Annotated in this window: 23 protein-coding genes and 1 pseudogene; 12 read left to right on the top strand and 12 right to left on the bottom strand. The window is 56.2% G+C overall.

The window, feature by feature from the left end; genetic code table 11:
- Positions 1-26 precede the first annotated feature (26 nt).
- Genes dtd through greB form a run of 4 tightly spaced genes read right to left on the bottom strand, consistent with a single transcriptional unit; the run spans position 27 to position 1,560 of the window.
- Complete coding sequence (gene dtd, locus ACP4CD_RS06055) at positions 27-482, bottom strand: D-aminoacyl-tRNA deacylase (RefSeq protein ID WP_426993923.1); 456 nt, start codon at positions 480-482, stop codon at positions 27-29.
- Positions 479-892 carry a gamma-glutamylcyclotransferase family protein gene (locus tag ACP4CD_RS06050; RefSeq protein ID WP_426993922.1) on the bottom strand — a complete coding sequence of 138 codons (414 nt, stop codon included), beginning with the start codon at positions 890-892 and terminating at the stop codon, positions 479-481. The genes dtd and ACP4CD_RS06050 overlap by 4 nt, the downstream gene beginning before the upstream one ends.
- Before the next feature lie 3 nt (positions 893-895).
- Complete coding sequence (locus ACP4CD_RS06045; protein ID WP_426993921.1) at positions 896-1,063, bottom strand: hypothetical protein; 168 nt, start codon at positions 1,061-1,063, stop codon at positions 896-898.
- A gap of 5 nt (positions 1,064-1,068) precedes the next feature.
- Complete coding sequence (gene greB, locus ACP4CD_RS06040) at positions 1,069-1,560, bottom strand: transcription elongation factor GreB (RefSeq protein ID WP_168030642.1); 492 nt, start codon at positions 1,558-1,560, stop codon at positions 1,069-1,071.
- A 61-nt stretch (positions 1,561-1,621) separates the two neighbouring features.
- On the opposite strand from greB, the gene ACP4CD_RS06035 reads away from it, so the two are divergent.
- The 5 genes from ACP4CD_RS06035 (at position 1,622) to ACP4CD_RS06015 (ending at position 6,866) form a co-directional block, all read left to right on the top strand.
- A complete protein-coding gene (locus tag ACP4CD_RS06035; protein ID WP_313728028.1) occupies positions 1,622-2,098 on the top strand; it encodes an FKBP-type peptidyl-prolyl cis-trans isomerase in 477 nt (158 codons plus the stop codon).
- Positions 2,099-2,345: 247 nt separating this feature from the next.
- The gene (locus ACP4CD_RS06030) at positions 2,346-3,977 is read left to right on the top strand and encodes a methyl-accepting chemotaxis protein (protein ID WP_064031793.1); all 1,632 of its coding nucleotides are present in this window, start codon (positions 2,346-2,348) and stop codon (positions 3,975-3,977) included.
- Positions 3,978-4,093: 116 nt separating this feature from the next.
- Positions 4,094-4,897, top strand: a complete 804-nt coding sequence (locus ACP4CD_RS06025; protein ID WP_426993920.1) for a ferritin-like domain-containing protein — start codon at positions 4,094-4,096, stop codon at positions 4,895-4,897.
- On the top strand, positions 4,890-6,065 hold the full coding sequence (locus ACP4CD_RS06020; RefSeq protein ID WP_426993919.1) for an NnrS family protein: 1,176 nt from the start codon (positions 4,890-4,892) through the stop codon (positions 6,063-6,065). Before ACP4CD_RS06025 ends, ACP4CD_RS06020 begins: the two co-directional genes overlap by 8 nt.
- 75 nt (positions 6,066-6,140) lie before the next feature.
- A complete protein-coding gene (locus tag ACP4CD_RS06015; protein WP_426993918.1) occupies positions 6,141-6,866 on the top strand; it encodes a pseudouridine synthase in 726 nt (241 codons plus the stop codon).
- Between the two features lie 239 nt (positions 6,867-7,105).
- On the opposite strand, the gene ACP4CD_RS06010 is transcribed toward ACP4CD_RS06015, so the two are convergent.
- The 4 genes and pseudogenes from ACP4CD_RS06010 to ACP4CD_RS05995 form a co-directional block, all read right to left on the bottom strand.
- Complete coding sequence (locus ACP4CD_RS06010) at positions 7,106-7,492, bottom strand: RidA family protein (protein WP_064031790.1); 387 nt, start codon at positions 7,490-7,492, stop codon at positions 7,106-7,108.
- Between the two features lies 1 nt (position 7,493).
- Positions 7,494-9,676, bottom strand: a pseudogene (locus tag ACP4CD_RS06005) (RelA/SpoT family protein).
- A gap of 5 nt (positions 9,677-9,681) precedes the next feature.
- Positions 9,682-9,921 (bottom strand): DNA-directed RNA polymerase subunit omega, encoded by a 240-nt coding sequence (rpoZ, locus tag ACP4CD_RS06000; protein ID WP_064031788.1) that lies wholly within the window; start codon positions 9,919-9,921, stop codon positions 9,682-9,684.
- Between the two features lie 473 nt (positions 9,922-10,394).
- On the bottom strand, positions 10,395-11,846 hold the full coding sequence (locus tag ACP4CD_RS05995; protein ID WP_426993917.1) for a M48 family metalloprotease: 1,452 nt from the start codon (positions 11,844-11,846) through the stop codon (positions 10,395-10,397).
- Between the two features lie 121 nt (positions 11,847-11,967).
- Here ACP4CD_RS05995 and tusD point away from each other — a divergent pair, with 121 nt between their 5' ends.
- The 7 genes from tusD (at position 11,968) to ACP4CD_RS05960 (ending at position 16,723) form a co-directional block, all read left to right on the top strand.
- Positions 11,968-12,354 carry a sulfurtransferase complex subunit TusD gene (tusD, locus tag ACP4CD_RS05990; protein WP_071160706.1) on the top strand — a complete coding sequence of 129 codons (387 nt, stop codon included), beginning with the start codon at positions 11,968-11,970 and terminating at the stop codon, positions 12,352-12,354.
- Between the two features lie 5 nt (positions 12,355-12,359).
- Positions 12,360-12,725 carry a sulfurtransferase complex subunit TusC gene (tusC, locus tag ACP4CD_RS05985; protein WP_426993916.1) on the top strand — a complete coding sequence of 122 codons (366 nt, stop codon included), beginning with the start codon at positions 12,360-12,362 and terminating at the stop codon, positions 12,723-12,725.
- An 83-nt stretch (positions 12,726-12,808) separates the two neighbouring features.
- Positions 12,809-13,393 (top strand): PilZ domain-containing protein, encoded by a 585-nt coding sequence (locus ACP4CD_RS05980; protein WP_064031785.1) that lies wholly within the window; start codon positions 12,809-12,811, stop codon positions 13,391-13,393.
- Between the two features lie 18 nt (positions 13,394-13,411).
- Positions 13,412-14,416 (top strand): bifunctional biotin--[acetyl-CoA-carboxylase] ligase/biotin operon repressor BirA, encoded by a 1,005-nt coding sequence (gene birA, locus ACP4CD_RS05975; protein WP_368086618.1) that lies wholly within the window; start codon positions 13,412-13,414, stop codon positions 14,414-14,416.
- Positions 14,413-15,147 carry a type III pantothenate kinase gene (locus ACP4CD_RS05970; RefSeq protein WP_426993915.1) on the top strand — a complete coding sequence of 245 codons (735 nt, stop codon included), beginning with the start codon at positions 14,413-14,415 and terminating at the stop codon, positions 15,145-15,147. Before birA ends, ACP4CD_RS05970 begins: the two co-directional genes overlap by 4 nt.
- A gap of 34 nt (positions 15,148-15,181) precedes the next feature.
- Positions 15,182-15,895 (top strand): hypothetical protein, encoded by a 714-nt coding sequence (locus ACP4CD_RS05965; RefSeq protein ID WP_157198017.1) that lies wholly within the window; start codon positions 15,182-15,184, stop codon positions 15,893-15,895.
- 255 nt (positions 15,896-16,150) lie between these two features.
- Positions 16,151-16,723 carry a hypothetical protein gene (locus tag ACP4CD_RS05960; RefSeq protein WP_064031782.1) on the top strand — a complete coding sequence of 191 codons (573 nt, stop codon included), beginning with the start codon at positions 16,151-16,153 and terminating at the stop codon, positions 16,721-16,723.
- Between the two features lie 11 nt (positions 16,724-16,734).
- Here ACP4CD_RS05960 and ACP4CD_RS05955 read toward each other — a convergent pair whose 3' ends face one another.
- Genes ACP4CD_RS05955 through dksA form a run of 4 tightly spaced genes read right to left on the bottom strand, consistent with a single transcriptional unit; the run spans position 16,735 to position 20,982 of the window.
- Positions 16,735-17,694: a DMT family transporter gene (locus tag ACP4CD_RS05955; RefSeq protein ID WP_426993914.1), complete on the bottom strand. Its 960-nt coding sequence runs from the start codon at positions 17,692-17,694 to the stop codon at positions 16,735-16,737.
- The gene (gene acs, locus ACP4CD_RS05950; protein ID WP_426993913.1) at positions 17,691-19,631 is read right to left on the bottom strand and encodes an acetate--CoA ligase; all 1,941 of its coding nucleotides are present in this window, start codon (positions 19,629-19,631) and stop codon (positions 17,691-17,693) included. The genes ACP4CD_RS05955 and acs overlap by 4 nt, the downstream gene beginning before the upstream one ends.
- Positions 19,632-19,645: 14 nt before the next feature.
- Positions 19,646-20,554: a tRNA glutamyl-Q(34) synthetase GluQRS gene (gene gluQRS, locus ACP4CD_RS05945; RefSeq protein ID WP_426993912.1), complete on the bottom strand. Its 909-nt coding sequence runs from the start codon at positions 20,552-20,554 to the stop codon at positions 19,646-19,648.
- A complete protein-coding gene (gene dksA / locus ACP4CD_RS05940; RefSeq protein WP_064031780.1) occupies positions 20,551-20,982 on the bottom strand; it encodes an RNA polymerase-binding protein DksA in 432 nt (143 codons plus the stop codon). Before dksA ends, gluQRS begins: the two co-directional genes overlap by 4 nt.
- Positions 20,983-21,010: the final 28 nt, after the last annotated feature.

Here is a 21,010-nt window from a genome sequence, read left to right as displayed (position 1 = left end):
CGGTAACGCTGGAGCGGGCGTGATCGTTATCGGTCGGACTTATCCGCGCTGCGTAATGTAAAGGTCACCGGGCCGTCGTTGGTCAGCGAGACTTGCATGTCGGCGCCGAAGCGGCCAAATTGCGCGCCGGGATGGAGGTCGCGCGCGCGACCTTGCAGATAGGCGAACAAGTCGCGGCCCAGTTCCGGTGGCGCGGCGGCGGTAAAGCTGGGCCGGTTGCCGCTATCGGTGTCGGCCGCCAGCGTGAATTGCGGCACCAGCAGCAGGCCGCCGTCGATGTCGCGCAGGCTCAGGTTCATCTTGCCCTGGGCGTCGGCGAAGATCCGGTAGCTTAAAATGCGTTCCAGCAGCCGGTCGGCGCTTTTTCGGGTGTCGGGCTTTTCGACGCCGACCAAGGCCAGGATGCCTGGGCCGATCCGGCCGATTTCGATGCCGTCCACGACCACTTCGGCGTGGCGGACGCGTTGGATCACGGTAATCATGGATTTAATAGGGTCAAATATTGACGGTAGTCGCCGGATTCGATGCGGGGCAGCCCGTGGGTTGGCCGGTTGTACAAATAGGCCCAGGCCGGGCGGAGGCGATGATGTTGAGCGACTTCGACGATTTCGCGGCGGTACTCGCGCGGTTCTGGAAATTCGGCGGAACATTCCTCGTAGGCATCCAGGCGGGCTAGCAGATCGGTATCGCCGCGCAAATCGTAAAGTTCGCCGTGGATCAGGTATTGGCCGTCGCCGGCGACAGCGGCCGGGTAGCCGCCTACATCGTAAAGCGCGCCAATCAGGCTCGCCGGGCCTAAAGCCGTGGCGGCGCTTAAAAAATCGTGGTGGGCGCGGCCGCAGCCGGCGCGCAGGGTGCCGTAGACGAATAGCGGGAGATCGGTTTTAGGCATGGCTCAGGTCTCGTAAACCCGGTCCAGCAAGGTTTTGAACCAACGCGGCCGAAACGCGATGATCCAGATCATCAATATTCCGAACAGCGGCACCGGGCCGATGTCCAGCACGGTCAATATGGCGGCGGCGAGCAACAACTTGAAACGTAACCAAGCGGCGCGAGCGCTCATGGGCCTTAGTAACGAATTTCGGTAATGTAGTAGCGGGTTTCTTGCTCGGCATGGCGCACCACGACCTCGTCGTCCAGCAGCTTTTTCAGCAGCGCGCGGGCCAGTGGCGAATCCAGGCTGATCAAGCCGCCGGACGTGTCGATTTCGTCGGCGCCGACGATGCGATAAGTCATTTCTTCCCCCTCCATTGTTTCCAAGGTGACCCAGGCGCCGAAAAACACTTGGTCTTGGCGGGCGGGTTTTTCGGCGACCACGGTCAGGCCGGGCAGGCGCTTTTGTAGATAATGTATGCGTCTATCGATTTCACGCAGTTCCTTCTTGCGGTAGATGTACTCCGCGTTCTCCGAGCGATCCCCTTCGGCGGCGGCGGCGGCCAGCGCGGCGGTCACATGCTTGCGCCGTTCCCAAAGCTGTTTGAGTTCCAGTTCCAAGGTTTGATAGCCGGCGGCGGTGATATACGGCGACGATTTAGGGCGAGGAGGTCTCCAGCGCGACATGTATTTTCGGGGAAAAGGTTATATTATGGCGCCTTCAAATTTTTCTCTATCAAGGCGCTTTATGCAGATTACCAATAATACCGCAGTCTCCTTTCATTATACCTTAACCAACCGGGACGGCGAGCAGCTGGACAGTTCGCGCGGCGAAGCACCGTTGGTTTATTTGCACGGCGCCGGCAACATCATTGCCGGCTTGGAAGCGGCGTTGGCCGGCAAGCAAATCGGCGATAAATTCAACGTCACGATAGCACCGGATCAGGCTTACGGCGAAATTCAAGAAGAAATGAAGCAAGTCGTGTCGAAAACCATGTTCGGCGACATGGAGGTCGAAGTGGGCATGCAATTTCACGCCGACGTCAATTACGGTTCCGGCGTCATCACCGTGACCGAAATCAACGGCGACGACGTGACGATAGACGGCAATCACCCGCTGGCGGGCGAGGCCTTGACCTTTGACGTCGAAGTGGTCGATGTGCGTCCGGCCACCGCCGACGAAATGTCTCACGGCCATGTTCACGGTGCCGGTTGCAGTCACTAAGTCCATCTTCCAGATAGGCGCCGAGCGATAACACGGGCTTGGCGCCAGTATCCGAATCCTGCCGATCGGCCGGGGTACTTGGTACAGGCTAATTCCCGGTCTCGTGTTCCCGTAACAGTGTCGGTCGGCGATATTTCCCGGCCGGCTTGATGACCCTCTATTCAGTCAACGCGCTTCACGAAACCACGCTTTCGCTTGTTGTCTATACTTCCCTGACACTCATCGTCTTGATAAGGGAGAAGCAGATATGTTGGCGAATTTGAAAATTGCCACGTTATTGGCCTGGAGTCTCAGCGGAGTCGTGATTTTGAACGTCGCGATGGTCGGCGTGACGCATTTCAAGAGCAGCGAAGTGGGCGACGGCGCCAAGTTTATCTCGGAGACGGTGTATCCGACCACGGCGCATGCCAACAACATTCGCATGAACGTGTTGCGCAACTGGGCCAATACCCTGTTACTGGGTGAAACCAGCGATCCCGGCGAGATCGAAGCGATTACCCACGAGATGACCGCCAATAGCGCGAGTATCACCGCCAGCTTCGAGTTTTTGAACGCTGCCGTCGCCGATCCGGCGGACAAGCAATTGCTGGCCGAGACCCTCGCCGCTCGTAAAACCTATACCGACAATCGCAAACAGTACGTCGAGTTGGTGAAGTCCGGAATGGCGGACGAGGCCAAGCGGTATCTGGTCAACACGCTACGCGGCAACATTAGCGAATACGTTCGATTGATCGGCAAACTCGGCGACGCCCAGACCGACAAGATGGATAGGCAAATCGCGGACATGTTGGCGCAATTTGCCGGGTTGAAATGGACTAACCTGGGCTTGGGTTTGGTGGTGGTGTTGTTCTCCCTGACCACGGCAGTGTTCATTGTACGCGGGGTGCTCGGCAAGCTGGGCGGCGAAGCATTCGAGGTCAGCGACATCGCCAGTCAAATCGCCGCCGGCAATTTAAAGGTCAAGATTCCGGTCAAGCCGGGAGATGCCGCTAGCGTGGTCGCGTCGATGGCCAGCATGCGCGATAAATTGCGCGATATTGTCGGTGCGATCGAGCAAGGTTCGCATCGGGCCGCGCTGGCGGCGCATCGATTGGCGGAGACCGCCGATGAAGTATCGAAGGCTTCTTACGTTCAGAGCGAAGCCGCCAACACGACCGCCGCCGCCGTGCAACAGATGACGGCCAGTATCAGCGAAGTCGCCAACAGCGCCAGTTCCGCCCGCGAAATCAGCCGCCAAACCGAGCAAATTTCCAGCGCGGGCCGCGAGGTGATTTTGCGGGCGGCCTCCGGAATGGCCAACATCGCCGCCGCCGTCGCCGATTCGGCCGCGGCTATCGCCAGCCTGGAACAGCAGTCCAATGAAGTGACTGCCATCGTCAACGTGATTCGCGGCATTGCCGATCAAACCAATTTGCTGGCCTTGAATGCCGCGATTGAAGCGGCTCGGGCCGGCGAGCAGGGGCGGGGGTTCGCGGTGGTCGCCGACGAAGTACGCAAGTTGGCCGAACGCACCTCGCGTTCGACGTTGGAAATCGCCCAAACCATCGCGAAAATCCAAAGCGGCACCCAAAGCGCGGTGACCACGATGTCGGCGGGAGTGGCGCAGGTGGATGCCGGCGCGGACTTGGCTAGACAGGCGGGTTTGTCGATCGACGAGATCGAAAATAGCTCCGCGAACGTTGCGCTACACATTCAACAAATCACCGCCGCAATCCATGAGCAAAACATCGCTTGTTCCGAAATTGCCCGTAACGTCGAGCGCATCGCCCAAATGACGGTAGACAACTCGACGGCCGTCCACAAAACTTCGGATGCCGCTCGGGAGTTGGAGGGTATTTCCGGCGCGCTCGAGAAAACCATTGCCTATTTCCACCTCTAACCGCGATCGTCTGTCCTTAGCGGGCGCCGAGCGCGGCGCTATCCGTTAAAATCTCCGGTTTGACCGCTTTTAGGGCCGATTTCCGGTCTTCGAAAACCGGCGGTACCGGAGAGACATTGGAAAATTTATTCGAGATTGCCGAACGTTGTTTGTTCGACGGCGATATCGCCGCCAAGTTAAACCACACACGGCGCGCAAAGCAGCTTTGCGACGCCGGGGCGCTGGCCTTTGACGATACCGGCCGAGTTCGAGCGATGGCCGATACCGAATTTCCGGCGCGGCCGATATCGGCGATGCCGCGCGACATGCCGCGGCGGCGCTTGGATTCCGATGCGGGCAAGGCGGCATTCTTTCATGCGTTGGCGCATATCGAATTCGTCGCGATTTATCTGGCTTGGGACATGGTCTACCGATTTCGCGGCCTGCCGGCCGATTTTTATCGGGATTGGCTGGCCGTCGCCGCCGAGGAGGCCGAACATTTCGCGATGATTCGCGAGCACATGCGCCGCTATTCGGTGGATTACGGCGATTTGCCCGCCCACCGGGGCTTGTGGACGCATGCGGAGGATACCGTCGGCGATGTGCTGGCCCGTCTAGCCGTGGTGCCGCGTTGCATGGAGGCGCGCGGCCTGGATGTGACGCCGGGCATGATCGCCAAGCTTCAGGCATTGGGCGATGTGGCGGGGGTTGCCGTTCTGACGCGGATTTACCAGGATGAAATCGGCCATGTCGAGCGGGGTTCCTATTGGTTCAAGCGCTTGTCGGCCGAACGCGGACTAAATCCGGAACAGCACTACCAAACCTTGTTATTGACGCATTACCAAGGCAAGCCCAAGGGCCCGTTTAACCGAGAAGTGCGTATAATCGCCGGATTCTCGGATCACGAAATCGATTGGCTGGAGGAGCGCTTGCATGAATAACAAACCGGTTTTTGATTATCCGCTGTTCGCGATGGGCTTTCGGGCGTTTTTCGCGTTGGCGGGTTTATCGGCGCTGGCTTTGATTGGGCTTTGGAACGCGATGTCCAACGGCAATCTGCATGTCGACCACTATTTTCCAGGCACGCTCTGGCATGCTCACGAAATGTTGCTGGGTTACACCTCGGCAGTGATCGCCGGATTTTTGTTGACCGCCGTCGCCAACTGGACCTCGCGGCCGACGGTCAGCCCGGATCAATTGGCATCCTTGAGTTTTCTGTGGTTGTACGGCAGGGTGCTGCCGTTTTATTCCGAATGGCTGCCGGACGTGTTAATCGCGGCGGTCGATTGGAGTTTTCTACCGGCTTTGACTTACTTCGTTGCCCGACCGATTTTGCAAACCGGACAATATAAACACGGGGTGTTCGTCGCGTTGCTGCTGCTGATGGCATTGGCGAATGCCTGGATACACGGCGAAGTGCTGGGCTGGTCTGTCGCCGGAGCCGCGCAGGGTCTGAATTTGATGGCCGGGCTGGTGGTCGTGATGATTTTAGTGATCGCCGGCCGGGTGTTCCCGTTTTTTACCGAACGGGGTTTGTCGGGGGTTATCTGCATTCGTAGCCCGGCCTTGGACATCGCGGCGATCTTGGCCGGCGCGGCGGTATTTTTATTATTGTTAATCGGCGTTTCCGGTCTGTTTCTGGCGGCGGCGGCGTTTGCGGCAGCGGTTTTGAGCCTGTTGCGCATCGCCGGTTGGTACAACCCGCGTATCTGGTATGTACCGCTGCTGTGGGTGCTCTACATCGGCTACGCTTGGGTGATTGTCGGTTTCGTTCTGGTGGCGCTGTCGGCGTTTGAATGGGTGGCCCCGGCCTTGGCCTTGCATGCATTCACGGTTGGCGGGATCGGGATTTTGACCTTGGGCATGATGGCGAGGGTCGCGCTCGGCCATACCGGACGCGCCTTGAAAGCCTCCAACGTGATTGCGATCGCCTTTATCGCCGTCAATCTGGCGGCCTTGTTCCGGGTGCTGGTCCCTGCACTGGTGCCGACCTGGTACGGCGGCCTGGTGATGGCATCAGCCTATTGTTGGCTGGCGGCGTTTTCGCTGTTTGCGTTTTACTATGCGCCAATATTGACCGCGCCGCGCCTGGACGGCCAGCCGGGTTGAGTGTCGGCGCGCAAGGTTCTTCTTAGTTCGCCGCGCTCGAATTAGGCTATATCAACATCGGCCAGCGAATCGTCGATGTCGTTAGAGTGTAATCCGCTAACCGAGCTTTACCGGGACCCGTGGCTGTTGGCCGTACACAAGCCGGCTGGCTTACTGGTGCATCGCAGTCCCATCGATAAGCACGAAACCGAGTTCGCTCTGCAATATGCACGAGCGATGAACGGCGGCGAGCACGTCTACCCGGTGCATCGGCTGGATCGTCCCACTTCCGGTCTATTAGTGTTCGCTCGCGACCCGAGTACCGCGAGTGTCTTAGGCAAAACGCTGATGGCGGGTCAGGTTTCCAAAACCTATCTGGCGATGGTACGCGGCTGGTTGCCGGAACAAGGCTTGATCGATCACCCTTTACGCGACGAGCCGGAAGACCGGCGGCGGAAAGGCGAGTCGCAGCCCGAGCGTGAAGCCCGCACCCGTTACCGGCGCCTGGCGACGACGGAAATCCCGGTTGAGATCGAAGGCCATTCGACGAGTCGCTACAGTCTGGTCGAGTTGTGCCCGGAAACCGGTCGCAAGCATCAATTGCGCCGGCATATGAAACATATCAGTCACCCTATCATCGGCGACGCCAATCACGGCCGAGGCCGCCACAACCGTTATTTCGCCGAGCGTTTCGGTCAAGGGCGATTAATGCTCGCGGCCACCGCGTTGGATTTTCCGCACCCGATTACCGGCGAGCGTCTGCATTTGCAGGCTTCGCCCGAACCGAGCTTTTTGCAAGTGCTGTCGGTGTTTCAAACTTAGGGTACGGATCGGCAGGCCTTTGCTGGAGGCATCGACGGTGGCGATCCGATTCCTTGAAAGAGATCGGTAAAACCGAGGTCTCTCGCACCGAATTGTTTCTGGAGTCCTCGCCTGGATTCCTTTGATAAAGCCTGGTCTTGGATTGGCCTAAGCGGAAAGCGTAAGACCGAGGGGAAGGCCCGCGCCTGCAAGTCGGCACCGAGTTCGCGCGCCGGATGTGGTAGCGCGGCGATGAATGATCAGTTAGCCAAGACCATCACGCCATCCATTTCAACACCGACGCCTCTGGGTAGAGAAGCCACGCCGACAGCGGCGCGGGCGGGGTAGGGTTGGCTGAAATATTCGGCCATGATTTCGTTGACGGTGGCGAAGTTGCCGAGGTCGGTCAAAAAGATGTTGAGTTTGACGATGTCGCCGAGATCGCCGCCGGCGGCTTGGGCGACGGCTTGCAGATTATCGAACACGCGGCGGATTTGGACGGCGACGTCGCCTTCGACCACTTGCATCGTGGCCGGGTCGAGAGCGATCTGGCCGGACAGGTAAACGGTATCGCCGACTTTGACGGCTTGAGAATAGGTGCCGATCGCTTGCGGGGCATTCGGGGTGGAGATGATTTCCTTGCTCATGTTAGGCCTTGATGCGGGTGATTTTTAAAACGATGGAAAGTTTTTTCAGTTTGCGGATGATGTTGGCCAGATGGACCCGGTCGCGCACCGCCAGGATCAGCAGGTCGACCGACACTCGATCGTCCTGGCTGACGACGGTGATGTTTTCGATGTTCGAGTCCATCCCTGATATCGTCGAGGCGATCGTCGCTAGCGAACCGCGTTGGTTCAATAACTCGATGCGGATCTCGGCCGGGAATTCGCCGCTGGCTTCCGGGCTCCATTCCACGTCCAGCCAACTGGTTTGTTTTTTCTGACTTCGTTGCTGTTGCGGCATTCGTGGTGATGAACGACGATGCCCTTGCCAGGATTGAAGAAGCCGATGATCGGATCGCCGGGGATTGGCCGGCAACATTTGGCCAGGCTGACGACAATGCCTTCGGTGCCTTTGATGATCAGCGGCGTACTGGCCTTGGGCACGTTGTCGTGCAGCTTGACCGCGGCGTTGACGTCGGTTTGGGCGATGTGTTTCGCGACCAGGAACGGCATTTTGTTGCCGAGACCGATGTCTTCCAGCAAGTCGTTCAACGAGTGCTTTTTCAAGACTTGCAACACTTGCAGAATTCGGCTGTTATCGACCTGTTCGAGCTGGATGCCGATGCTTTGCAGTTCTTTTTCCAGCAGGCGGCGACCGAGGTTGATCGCTTCCTGTTGTTTGAAGTTCTTCAGATAGGCGCGAATACAACTGCGGGCCTTGGCCGTGGTGACGTAGTTCAGCCACAACGGATTGGGGCGGGCCCAGGCGGCGGTGATGACTTCGATGGTCATGCCGTTTTCCAGCTTGGTTTGCAGCGGTACCAGCTTTTTGTCGATCCGGGCCGAGATGCAGGCATTGCCGACGTCGGTATGCACCATATAGGCGAAATCGACGATGGTTGCGCCGCGCGGCAGTTTGATGATCTTGCCCTTGGGCGTAAACACGAAGACTTCTTGCGGAAACAGATCGACCTTGAGGTTGTCGATGAACTCCAGCGAATCGCCGGCGGACTTTTGAATTTCCAGCAAATCGCGCAACCATTCGTTGGCGCGGGCTTGAATCGTCTCGCTTTTGTCCTTATCCGACTTGTACAGCCAATGCGCGGCGATCCCGGATTCGGACATGCGGTGCATGTCGTGGGTGCGAATCTGAATCTCGATCGGCACACCGTAGGGTCCTATTAAAATCGTGTGCAACGATTGGTAGCCGTTGGCCTTGGGTAGGGCGATATAGTCCTTGAAGCGGCCGGGCACCGGTTTGTAAAGGTTGTGCACGCAGCCCAACGCCCGATAGCAGTCGTCGACTTGGGCGCAATAAATCCGGAAGGCGTAGACATCGAACACATCGGTGAAGGAGATGCGCTTGTTCAGCATTTTTTGGTAAATGCTGGCGATATTTTTTTCGCGGCCCGCCACGGTGGCGCTAAGACTGCTTTCGTTTAAGCGATTTTGGATCGCGTTTTGGATCGTGTCGATGATTTCCTTACGATTGCCGCGCGATTTTTTGACGGCATTGGAAATCACCGAATAACGGTAAGGGTGGAGCGCCTTGAACCCCAGCGATTCAAGCTGATGGCGGATCTCGTTCATCCCGAGTCGGTTGGCGATCGGGGCGTAGATTTCCAGGGTTTCCTTGGCGATCCGGCGTTTCTTGTCGGAGGGCATATTGCCCATGGTCTGCATGTTATGCAGCCGGTCGGCAAGCTTGACGACAATGACGCGCAAATCCTGAGCCATTGCCAGAAACATTTTGCGGACGTTTTCGGCTTGAGCTTCGGCACGCGAGCGGCTATCGATTTTGGACAATTTGGTGACGCCGTCCACCAGTTCGGCGACTTCGACGCCGAATTGTAGACCGAGTTGTTCCTTGCTGATCGGCGTGTCTTCGATGACATCGTGCAGGATCGCCGCCATGATGCCGTGGACATCCATGTGCATGCTCGCCAGCGTGATCGCCACCGAAACCGGATGACAAATATAGGCTTCGCCGCTACGGCGAAATTGTCCGGAATGTGCCGCCGCACCGTAATGGTAGGCGCGGACGACGTCGTTGACTTGGTCGGCATCGAGATAGCCGCGTAGGCCCTCGCAGAGCTGGTGAAGCAGTTTCTCTTCGGGATGCTCTATCGCGGGTAGGGCCGGGGCGGGTTTGGCGGCTGTCTCGGGCATGGACTTTAGATTTCGATATGGGTTTCCGAAACGTAGCCGGCGCGATGCAGACTGTCGACATTGCTTTCGGATACAAAACCGGCTGCGATCTCGCGCAGGGCCACGACGGTATCCTTGTCTTTACCGCGCGGGACGAACTCGTCCGCGCCTTTTTCCAATTGTCTGGCCCGTTTACTGGCCAGTAATACCAGTTTGAAACGGTTTTCGACATTTTCTAAACAATCTTCAACGGTAACGCGTGCCATGTTTTAACCTTGGTGAGTTTTGTGAGGATGCCTGAGCACTGAGGACGGCTCGATCTTAGGGCCGCGGCCCAAGCGGGGCTTCGATTATAAGATAAAAGGCCGACTTAGCCAATTGTCGAACAGAGTCGCGTAGGCGGGGAAATTCGATAGGCAATAAAAAAGCCCGCTAACGCGGGCCCGTCCTGTTGTTGTAATTATTGTTGTTATGGTTGTGGACGCCTGTCTCGAAGACAGTTTAGTTAAGCAGTTACACTCATTATTATTGTTGTTCAGCCTTTATACAGGCCGCTTCCCTCCCCCTAAAGCTACGACCGCCTTGGGTCGCATGCACTCCGTAAAAGGTGGGCGAAGTGTAGTGAAAAAGTTCCGACTGTCCAACAAAAAATGCGCGATTTCGGGACGGTTGTTTTGCCTCGAAATTATTTGAGAATTACAAGGGTTTGCGATAGATAAGTGCCTGTTAACATTGCTGTTTAGCGTTCTGCTTTGCGAGACTCCTCCTCGCTGATGAAGAAATTCAGGCGTTCGTTGAGGATGGCTTGTAGTTGAAAGCTGAGATCGGTTTCTTGTCTGGCGAGTTTGATTTGGGTCATCGCGGCTTCAGTATCGCCGCTGGCGAAATAATATTCGGCCATGTAGCGGTGGGATTCGGCCGGTTGTTTTAAATCGGCATGGATTTGCGCCAGTAGCTCGTAATAGAAGGGTTGCTGTTTTTGATAATCCGACATTGATTGCAAGACTTGTCGCGCTCTCTCGGGCTGGCTGTTTTTGATCAACGCCCGGGTGAGTTCGATTTTGATCGCGTCGTTGCTGGGAAAGCGCTCGCTGGTTTTGCTTAATAGGTTGCTGGCTTTTTGATAGTCGTGGCTGTCCATTGCGGTTCTAGCCAGCGCGAACGGGTATTGCGGTTGATTCGGGTATTGATCGGTCAATTGCTGAAAGATCTCTGAGGCCTGGGCGAATTCTTGAGCGCCCTGGTGGATCAAGCCGATGCCATAGCGCGCTACCGCCCGCTGTTCCGTCGTGCCCTGCAGTTCCAAGGTCGCGAAGTGCTTTAGCGCCGATTTTTTATCGCTCGCGGTGGAGACCATCAGCTTGGCTTTCGTCAATAGGTAGCCGAGCGAGTCGGGGATTTGCCGATAGGCATAGGTTTCAGCCCGGCCGCGGGTGTCGGCGATCCGGCTTTCGGAGACCGGGTGGGTACGTAAAAACTCAGGTACGCCCTTGCCGTAATAGCGGGTCGATTGCATTAGTTTTTCGAAGAATACCGGCATTGCGCGCGGATCGAAATTGGAATCGGCCAACGTCTGCATGCCGACCCGATCGGCTTCTTTTTCGTGTTCGCGGGTAAAATCGATCTGAAACTGAATATTACCGGCCTGGACCGCCATCAGGGCCGCCTGGCCCATGTTCGGCGATTGAGTGGCGACCAGAATGGCCGCTAACGTCGCGGCGACGGTCGGTATCGACATTTTGCTGGCTTTCTCGATCGAGCGGTATAAATGACGTTGAGTGACGTGGCCGATCTCGTGAGCCATGACCGACGCCAATTCGCTTTCGGATTCGGTCAAAAGTATCAAGCCGGAATTGACGCCGATGTAGCCGCCGGGACCGGCAAAGGCGTTGATATCCGGTTCCATGACCACGAAAAAATGGAACGGCGTTGCCGGATTGTCGCTGTGCGCCGCCAATTGCCTGCCGATGTTTTGAATGTACTGCTCGATTTCCAGGTCTTGACTGATTTCGGCCTGAGTGTGCAGATTGCGGAAAAATGCCTCGCCGAATTCCCGTTCCTGGACCGGCGAGATCAGCGCGCCCGCGGAATCACCCATGTCCGGTAGTTGCATTTTTTCGATTTCGATGGCTCCGCCAGAGGCGGTGAACAAAGTCAGGCTTAAGCCGAGAATTAGGGCAGTCAATTTCATGAAGGCTGGGACAGCAAACGGCGGTCAAGGGTTCAATCGCGTAAGGATTCGCGGCAAAGTCGTTAGAGCCGTATTAAAATGCGGCTTATGGTTGAATTTGCCCGGTACATTTTACAGCGTGATGAAATTTGCAGTACAGGTTAATGGTAGTCCTTATTTGACCAATGCCGGTTTGCACGCATTTCGGTTTGTGGAAGCGGCATTGGCCCAAGGTCACGAGGTCGTTCGGGTATTTTTTTATCGGGATGGTGTCTACCACGCGTTCCGCTACGCCAGTCCGCCCGATGATGAGCGAGCACCGGTCGCGGACTGGAGTCGATTGGCGGAACTGAATGGCATCGATTTGGTGGTTTGCATATCGGCGGCGCAACGGCGTGGCCTGTTGTGCGCGGACGAGGCGCGGCGCCAGGGTAAAAACGACGATGATGTGGCGCCCGGTTTTCGGATTGCCGGCTTGGGGCAATGGCTGGAAGCGACTTTGGTCGCGGACCGTTATTTGACGTTCTAATCGCGATGAAAAAACGTTACTTGTTTATGTTGTCCCAGGCCCCGCATTGCGGTAACGGTGTCCAGGAAGCCTTGGACTTGATCTTAACGACCGCCGCATTCGATCAGACCGTTGGTGTGTTGTTCGTCGATGATGGCGTCTGGCAGGTGGTCGAGGGGCAGCGAGCGAGTGGGCTAGGGCTAGGGCTAAAAGATACGGCGGGAATGTTCGAAGCGCTGGCTTTTTATGGGGTCTCCGACGTGTTTGTCGAACATGAGTCCCTGATCGAGCGCGGTGTGGAGGTCTTTGTGTCGATAATACCTCTGAAGCCGCTTGGGCGCCGCGATTTGCCCGCGCTTTTCAGCGGCTACGATGTGGTCGTGGGCGGCTAAGGTTCACGTTTCCGATCGTGGATACGCTAGAATTGCTGGAATATCGATTGAATCCTATCTAAAAATTTGAGGACAGAGCGGCCATGGCGGACGAAATTACAGAAAAAAGGCGATATTTTCGGGTCAACGACACGATTAACTTGTTGCACAAAGTCATCGACAAAAATCACGTCAAGGTATTGAGCCATGTGTCCGACGATGTGCTCAGCAACTGTTCGCTCGCGTCCGCGTTGGAAGTGCTTAATCAAGAGGCCAGATTATTGGCGCCGAGATTGGAACGGCGCGATCCGGATCTGTTCGAATATTTGAAGTTGCTGGATACCAAAATCAATTTGATCGCCCAGGTGTTGACCAGCCAGTCCGAGCAATTTTCGGAACACGATACCCGGGAAGTCAGCCTGAGCGCCACCGGTTTGGCGTTTAGCAACGAAACGCCGGTGTCGGAAGGTGAAGTTCTGGAACTGAGAATGTTGCTGACGTCCTGCATGGCGGTCATTGTCGCTTACGCCAGAGTCGTGCACTGCAAGGATATTTCGGCGGATAATCCCGAGCGGCCGTACGCGGTTTGCGTGGAATACATCAACATGAAAGAAGACGACAGGGAGTTATTGATCAAGCATGTGGTTAAAAAACAGCTGCAACAACTACGCGATAAAAACGAAACTTGAAACGGCCTGGGCCCTTAGTTGCGGGACGGTTCATTGATTTCTCCGGTCGATAGACAACTCATTGCCCTTTTGGTCGACGGGCGATTTCATTCAGGTACCGAATTGGCGGGAGCGCTCGGCGTCAGTCGCTCGGCGGTCTGGAAGCATTTGCAAGGGTTGAGCGAGCTGGGTATTGAAATATTGGCCGTGTCGGGTAAGGGTTACCGTTTGGCTACACCTATGGATCTGTTGGACAGTGAGCGAATTTTCGCTTATTTGCACCATCGCGCTTCCGGTCTCTTGACTGGATTGGAGGTCCACGGCCTTATTGCTTCCACCAATACCTACTTACACGAACTTGCCGAACAAGGTGTGCCTGGCGGCCTGGTTTGCCTCGCCGAACGCCAAACAGCCGGCAAGGGGCGGCGTGGTCGGCAATGGGTTTCGCCGTTTGGGCGGAATATTTATTTGTCGATACTATGGCGTTTTCAAGGCGGTCCCGCCGCCATCGCCGGACTGAGTCTGGCGCTGGGCGTAGCGACAATCCAAGCGTTGCGTCAGTTGGGCGCTCACGACGTCGGATTGAAATGGCCTAACGACATCTATTGGCGACAGCGGAAATTGGGCGGTATTTTGATTGAAGTTTCCGGTGAAAGCGATGGACCCTGCCATGCGGTGGCCGGACTAGGATTGAATGTCGATATGTCGGCCAAGCAAGGTGAGGCTATCGATCAGGACTGGGCGGATTTGGTGGCGGTCTTGGGCGGCTCCGCTCGTCCCGATCGCAATCGGGTCAGCGGCGTGTTACTAAATCATTGGCTTCCGGTGTTGGCGGAGTTCGAGCAGCGTACCCTGGTCGATTACATCGAAGACTGGCGTGAGGTCGATTGCATGGTGGGAAAAACGGTGGATATTTCAATAGGGAGCCTTGCGCATCGCGGAACTGTGGCCGGCATCGACGACCAAGGTTTTCTGTTGCTAACGGATGCGAACGGTGAGCTACGCCGCTTCGCGTCCGGCGAGGTGAGTTTTAGCAAATCGTGATTTTATTGGTCGACCTGGGTAACAGCCGTTTGAAATGGGCATTGGCGGTCGACGGTAAAGTCGGCGACCTCCACGCGGTCGATTATCGACAAGCCGGATTCGCAGCTTGGTTACGGCGGCAATGGCAAACATATGCCACACCCGAGTGTATCGGCGTCGCTGCGGTCGGTGCGCCGGCAGTCCTCGACGATGTCCTGAGGGTGGCGCAATCGTTGTGGCCGGGGGTGGCGATTGTGAAGCCGTTATCGACGGCGAGCTCAGCGGGAGTCGTTAATGCTTACCGCTTTCCCGATAAGCTTGGAATTGATCGATGGCTGGCTTTGCTGGCGGCTCGCCGCGATTATCCGGGGCAATGGTGTATCGTTGACTGCGGGACCGCAATCACGTTGGACTTGCTTTCCGAAGATGGTCGGCACCAGGGTGGTCTGATAGCTCCTGGCGTTAGCCTGATGAAGGGGATGTTGGCGTCTGGTACGGAGGTGCTGCCGCTGGTCGAACGGCAAGCGGACTTTGGGCTTGGAATGACTACCGAAGCGGCCATCGATAGTGGTGTGTTGTCCGCTGCAATCGGGTTGATAGAGGCGACTTTGATCAGGCATCCGCATTACCGATTATTAATGTGCGGCGGCGATGCTGAGCTGTTACAGGGGCTGTTGACGGTGGAGGCCGTCGTCGATGTCAAATTAGTATTAAAGGGTTTGCTGATCTGTTGCGAGGCGGGCCGGAGATGAGGTTTTTTTTCTGCTATTGTGCTTAGCAAATGCTGTGTGGTTTTTTTGGGAGCTGCACTCCGGTGTTTTCAATGCGCCAACGTCCGGCGATTCGACCGCGCCGCCGATACTACTGGTTTCCGAACGCGAGAATGCCCGGCGGGGAGCGGCGATTTCGGCAATCGTCGACCGCTATTCGCAGCGCTCGCTTGCTTCCGCCACCCAAGAGGTTTCAGCGTTTTTCAGCCAACCGCACGATTTGCAAATCACGCAGCGTGATCCCCAAGCGGAGGACAGCAAGGCTCGAGAAAACCGCGACCGTTCCGGCTGTCTGCGAATCGGACCCTTTGCCGATCGCCTGGAGATGAGGCGTTGGCTGGCTGCGAAATCCTTGACAGCGGTCGATTCCTACAGTGACGAATTCACCGTTCCCGGCGATTTTCAAGTGTACTTTCCGCCTGCTAGGGACGCCGAGCAATTACGCATCAACAAAATGATGCTTAGAGCTAAAGGCTTGACGGATTTTTGGCCGATTCCATCCGGCGATTTGAAAAGCGCATTGTCTCTGGGCGTATTCACCGAAAAATCGCGGGCGATTCTTTACCGCGACCAGCTTGTCAAACTGGGTATTGTGGCGGCCGTACGTCAGCGCAACCGCATTCGGCCGGTTTGGTACGCTCTGATCCGGCAAGGTGTTGTCGATAGGCTTCAAGACGATGCCGTTACCGTTACTGATGCGGATTGCCGTTCGCACCGGATTGGTGAATAAACGGCCTGTTGAACACTAACGTGCGAAATTCTGTTGGTTTTTTTACATAATCGAATCCTAATGTTTTTAAGTTTTTGATTTTTAACATGTTGAATACATGGTATGCATATTGCAGTAATAAAATTGACATGAGCATTTGGCACGAAGTCACTTGCGCATGTCTCTCTTATGATCGGCATTGTGGATCAATATCGGTTCTAGGAAAGGTTGGCTATTAGGATGGCCTTTTGTTAACGTTAACTATGGGGAAAATCAATGAAGATGATTTTATCTTTCAAAAAATGTTTGGCGGTGTGCCTGTTGATGGTTGCCAACGCTGCTTCTGCAAGCGTTGTGTGGGAACCTACCGACGGTGACATCAATTTTATTACCCTTGCTTCTGTGTTGGGTTTTTCGGGTGCAGAATTCGGCATTTTCGAAGATTCCGCCACATCAAGCAGTGCAATGCCTGTTTTGACATTCACTGGCGGCGCTACTGTTAGCTTTGCGGCTGCTAGCGGTTCCGATTGGACCGTGAGCTTGCTCAGCGATCCTAGCGTTACCGGCACATTGAAAGGCTCAAGTCATTTTCAATTTGGTATGAAAACCAGCGGTGGTACTTGGACCAATGTTAAGAAAGGCTTGGAATTGGTTGACAATTCCTACTTGCTGGCGTTCGGTAGCAAACTGCTGACCGACATCGCATTGGTTACCGACATCGCTCCGTCAACCGTCGTTGACGACAATCCAGTCTCTCAAGTTCCGCTGCCGGCTTCCATTTGGATGCTGACCAGCGCATTGTTGGGCTTGTTGTACACTGGCCGCCGTAAATCGGTCGTGAATGCCTAATTAGCTAATTTTTAGGTAGGATTGGAAACCGGGGCCGCGTTAGCGGCCCCGGTTTTTTTCGCGCGTCGGTTTTTGGATTTTGCAATTCGAACGGGTAGACTGGCACGGTCAGCCCTTTGATGCAGTGCTAATGCCGCCATGATCAGGCTGGTGCCGACGACGGTTTTCATCGTGATCGGTTCGCGGTTGGCCAGATAACCCAGTAATAGCGACAATACCGGTGTCATCAGGTTCATCATGGCCACGTCGGTGGCCGGCAGTTGTCCAAGCACGTAGTAATACAACGCAAATCCCAGCGTCGTTGCCACGACACCGAGATAGACGATCGCATATAGAGTTTGCGGCTGAATTTGTGTCGGTAGGGCGCCGTCGTCCAATATTAGCCAGGTCAACCAGTATAAAGGCACCGAAATCAGCAATCCGCCGGTGATCTGCTGCACCGACGGTAGTTTGGCGTCGATTTGCTTAACCCAGACCGCGCTAGCCGCGTGAATAAAGGTTGCCAGCAATATGCCGAGCGTGCCTTGAATGGCCATTGGATGCAATTCCCTGGCCGAGCTGAACATCACGGCCAAACCAAAAGCGCCTAGGCTGTAAGCCGCTAGTTTTCGCCAACCTAGGCTGCGCTCCTTTAGGTAAGCGGCAGCCATGAACGCCGTCATGAATGGGCCGAGGCCGAAAATGACCGAGATCCAGCCTGACGGTACGAAACGCGCCGACCAATAGGTGATCAACATACTGGCATAAATCTGCATCGAAACGGCTAAATAGGTGCGTAGCGCTAGCCGGTGACAAGGCAAGCCTTTCCGACGCAGTAATAGCAGAACCAGCAGGCAGGCCAAACCAATGGACATCCGGCCGGTCGCGCCAAACACGTAGCTGACACCAATGCTGCTCCATTTTATCGCCAGTGGTGTCGTGGTCCAGATCAGGACGACCCCGAAATAGGCTAGCGCGAGCTGTGGCTTCAACTCGGATGCTGTCGGTTGGCGACCAGCTGCTCAACGACAGCCGGATCGGCTAGCGTGGAGGTGTCGCCCAAATCGCTGAACTCGTTGGCGGCAATCTTGCGCAATATGCGCCGCATGATCTTTCCGGAGCGCGTTTTGGGCAGTCCCGGCGACCATTGAATCGCATCGGGTAGTGCAATCGCGCTGACTTCTTCGCGGACCAAATTCTTCAGTTCCGCTTTCAGGGTCTCGTTGCCTTCGACGCCGACATTCAACGTCACGTAAGCGTATATGCCTTGACCCTTGATTGGATGCGGAAAACCGACGACCGCCGCTTCGGCGACCTGGTCGTGCAGGACCAGCGCGCTTTCGATTTCGGCAGTGCCCAGGCGGTGGCCGGAAACGTTTAATACGTCGTCGATACGGCCGGTAATCCAGTAATAGCCGTCGGCGTCGCGGCGGGCGCCGTCGCCGGCGAAATAGTAACCGGGAAATTTGCTGAAATAGGTATCGACGAAGCGTTGATGGTCGCCGTAGACGCTACGGGCTTGACCCGGCCATGGAAAGGTCAATACCAGTATGCCTTCCGCTTCGCCGTCCAGCGGATGGCCTTCGGGATCCAAGATGGCTGGTTGAATACCAAAGAACGGGAGGGTTGCCGAACCGGGTTTCAATGCGGTCGCGCCGGGCAGAGGCGTAATCAGAATGCCGCCCGTCTCGGTTTGCCACCAAGTGTCGACGACGGGGCAGCGTTGATCGCCGACTACGCGGTAATACCATTCCCAGGCTTCGGGGTTGATGGGTTCGCCGACGCTGCCCAGTACACGCAAGGAGTCGCGGCCAGTACGCTGAACGTAGGCATCGCCTTGCGCCATCAGTGCGCGTATCGCGGTCGGCGCGGTATAAAAAATGTTGACCCGGTGCTTATCGATGACTTGCCAGAAGCGATCGGGTTCGGGGTAGGTCGGGACCCCCTCGAACATCAACGTGGTCGCGCCGTTGCAAAGTGGGCCGTACAGTACGTAGGAATGCCCGGTGATCCAGCCTATGTCGGCCGTACACCAATAAACGTCGCCTTCCCGATAGTCGAACACATACTTGTGGGTCATCGCGGCATACAGTAAATAACCGCCGGTTGTGTGCAAAACGCCCTTGGGCAGGCCGGTCGATCCAGACGTATAGAGAATAAACAACGGATCCTCGGCGTCCATTAACTCCGGCTCGCAGGTCTCGTCGGCGCTCTGCATCGCTTCGTGGTAGCAGATGTCGCGGCCGTCGCTCCACGGAATATCGTGACCGGTATGCTTGATGACGACGACGGTTTGCAGGTTCGGGCACTGCTTGGCGGCCTTGTCGACGTTCAGTTTGGAATGGACTATTTTGCCGCCCCGGTAGCTCTCGTCGGCACAGACCAAAAACCGGCAGTCGGCGTCGAGTATGCGGTCGCGCAGGGCGTCGGCGGAGAAGCCGCCGAACACAATGGAATGAATCGCGCCGATCCGGGCGCAGGCCAAAATCACGACTGCGGCCTCGGCGATCATCGGCAGGTAAATACAAACCCGGTCGCCTTTACCGACCCCCTGTGATTTCATTACGTTTGCAAATTTGCAGACCTGGCGGTGCAGTTCCCGATAGGTCAGCGTCGTGTCGTGGGTCGGATCGTCGCCTTCCCAGATGATGGCGATTTGGTCGCCGCGAGTGGCTAGATGCCGATCCAGGCAATTGACGGTGACATTCAGCTTGCCGCCGATGAACCACTGAATTTCGCCGCGCGGGTAATCGTGAGCCAGTACCCTATCCCAACGGCGCTCCCAGTCCAAAAATTGTTCCGCCTGCTCGGACCAGAAAGCTTCCGGATCGTCTATCGACCGACGATACATTTCATGGTAGCGGTCGGTGTCGATATGGGCGCCGGCGGCGATGGCCGGGATCACCGGATACAGTTTCTGGTCGGACATCTTCATCTCCTTTTTTAATAATCGTGGGCGACAGGTTGGCTAATTCGGGCGACGCCGCTGAGTTGCGCCGGTTGCCAATGGCGGATTCCCCAGTCGAGTAAATCCGCGATCGAAGCATTACGCAACGACGGGGGTGGTGCTTGGTTCAGCAAGCATAGCAAGCGATATAAGGTGCGAGCGGCCGAATGGACGCTGACGGCGGCGGCACGGCTTTGCTTACTGAGTTTTTGGCCGTTATCGTCGACGATGACGGGGATGTGCGCGTACGTTGGCGGAGCTTGCCCGAATAGCTGGTACAAATAACACTGCCTGGGCGTGGAGTCCAATAAATCGTAACCCCGCACGACATGGTTGACCCCTTGCCGACAATCATCGACGATCACCGCCAATTGATAGGCGAAAATCCGGTCCTTACGTAGGACGACGAAATCGCCGACCTGTTCGACCAGATTTTGCCGCATCGGCCCTTGCAAGCGATCGATAAAGCGGACGTCTTGGTTCGGGCAGGCGAGCCTCAACGCATGAGCTTGGCTGGGATCGGGATTCTGATTTCGACAATAGCCTGGATAGCGATCCGGCGAGTCGGCCAATTTGGCGCGACTGCAAATGCAGCGATAAATCAGGCCTCGCTCGCGGAGCCGTTCGATCGCGGCGGCGTATTCGTCCAGATGTTGGCTCTGGAAGTCGATATCGTCGTCCCATTGCAGCCCGAACCCGAATAATGTGTCGATGATACGTTCGGCGGCACCGGCGACGTTACGCGGTGTATCGAGATCGTCGATTCGCAGCAACCAGCGACCGCCGTGGCTGCGGGCATCCAGAAAGCTGGCCAGCGCGGTGTAGAGCGAGCCGAGATGAAGTGGGCCGGTGGGCGAGGGCGCGAACCGGCCGATGTAGCGTACCGAATCGGGTTGTGCAATCAACCCAGTTGTTTCTCGCGGATTTCGTCCAGGGTTTTGCAATCGATGCACAGTGTCGCGGTCGGGCGGGCTTCCAGACGGCGGATGCCGATCTCAATGCCGCAGGTTTCGCAATAACCGTAATTGCCGGATTCGATTTCCTTCAAGGCTTCATCGATCTTCTTAATTAATTTGCGCTCTCGGTCGCGGGTGCGCAATTCCAGGCTGAATTCGGATTCCTGGGTCGCTCTATCGTTGGGATCGGGGAAATTGGCGGCTTCGTCCTGCATATGCGTGACCGTGCGGTCAACTTCCTTCATCAGGTCGGATTTCCATTTGTTCAAAATCGCAGCAAAGTGCTTGAGCTGCGCTTCGTTCATGTACTCTTCGCCATCTTTTTCCTCGTAAGGTTTAAAAGAATATTCTGACGTAGCAGGTTGAGAATTGTTCATCCAATGACTCCTGGCGGACTGAAAAAAT

The sequence above is a fragment of the Methylomonas stagni genome (genome assembly GCF_050154735.1).
Taxonomy (GTDB): Bacteria; Pseudomonadota; Gammaproteobacteria; order Methylococcales; family Methylomonadaceae; genus Methylomonas; species Methylomonas koyamae_A.
Note: the sequence above shows the minus strand (reverse complement) of the source record. Positions and strands in the feature narration are given on the sequence as shown.

Coding starts and splice junctions, on each gene's coding strand:
- tusD (WP_071160706.1), top strand. CDS start 11,968: ATGAAATTTGCAGTACAGGTTAATGGTAGTCCTTATTTGACCAATGCC.
- ACP4CD_RS06020 (WP_426993919.1), top strand. CDS start 4,890: ATGAATAACAAACCGGTTTTTGATTATCCGCTGTTCGCGATGGGCTTT.
- ACP4CD_RS06035 (WP_313728028.1), top strand. CDS start 1,622: ATGCAGATTACCAATAATACCGCAGTCTCCTTTCATTATACCTTAACC.
- rpoZ (WP_064031788.1), bottom strand. CDS start 9,921: ATGGCACGCGTTACCGTTGAAGATTGTTTAGAAAATGTCGAAAACCGT.
- dksA (WP_064031780.1), bottom strand. CDS start 20,982: ATGAACAATTCTCAACCTGCTACGTCAGAATATTCTTTTAAACCTTAC.
- dtd (WP_426993923.1), bottom strand. CDS start 482: ATGATTACCGTGATCCAACGCGTCCGCCACGCCGAAGTGGTCGTGGAC.
- ACP4CD_RS05980 (WP_064031785.1), top strand. CDS start 12,809: ATGGCGGACGAAATTACAGAAAAAAGGCGATATTTTCGGGTCAACGAC.
- ACP4CD_RS05960 (WP_064031782.1), top strand. CDS start 16,151: ATGAAGATGATTTTATCTTTCAAAAAATGTTTGGCGGTGTGCCTGTTG.
- ACP4CD_RS05995 (WP_426993917.1), bottom strand. CDS start 11,846: ATGAAATTGACTGCCCTAATTCTCGGCTTAAGCCTGACTTTGTTCACC.
- greB (WP_168030642.1), bottom strand. CDS start 1,560: ATGTCGCGCTGGAGACCTCCTCGCCCTAAATCGTCGCCGTATATCACC.
- acs (WP_426993913.1), bottom strand. CDS start 19,631: ATGTCCGACCAGAAACTGTATCCGGTGATCCCGGCCATCGCCGCCGGC.
- ACP4CD_RS06030 (WP_064031793.1), top strand. CDS start 2,346: ATGTTGGCGAATTTGAAAATTGCCACGTTATTGGCCTGGAGTCTCAGC.
- ACP4CD_RS06045 (WP_426993921.1), bottom strand. CDS start 1,063: ATGAGCGCTCGCGCCGCTTGGTTACGTTTCAAGTTGTTGCTCGCCGCC.
- tusC (WP_426993916.1), top strand. CDS start 12,360: ATGAAAAAACGTTACTTGTTTATGTTGTCCCAGGCCCCGCATTGCGGT.
- ACP4CD_RS06010 (WP_064031790.1), bottom strand. CDS start 7,492: ATGAGCAAGGAAATCATCTCCACCCCGAATGCCCCGCAAGCGATCGGC.
- ACP4CD_RS06050 (WP_426993922.1), bottom strand. CDS start 892: ATGCCTAAAACCGATCTCCCGCTATTCGTCTACGGCACCCTGCGCGCC.
- ACP4CD_RS06015 (WP_426993918.1), top strand. CDS start 6,141: ATGTCGTTAGAGTGTAATCCGCTAACCGAGCTTTACCGGGACCCGTGG.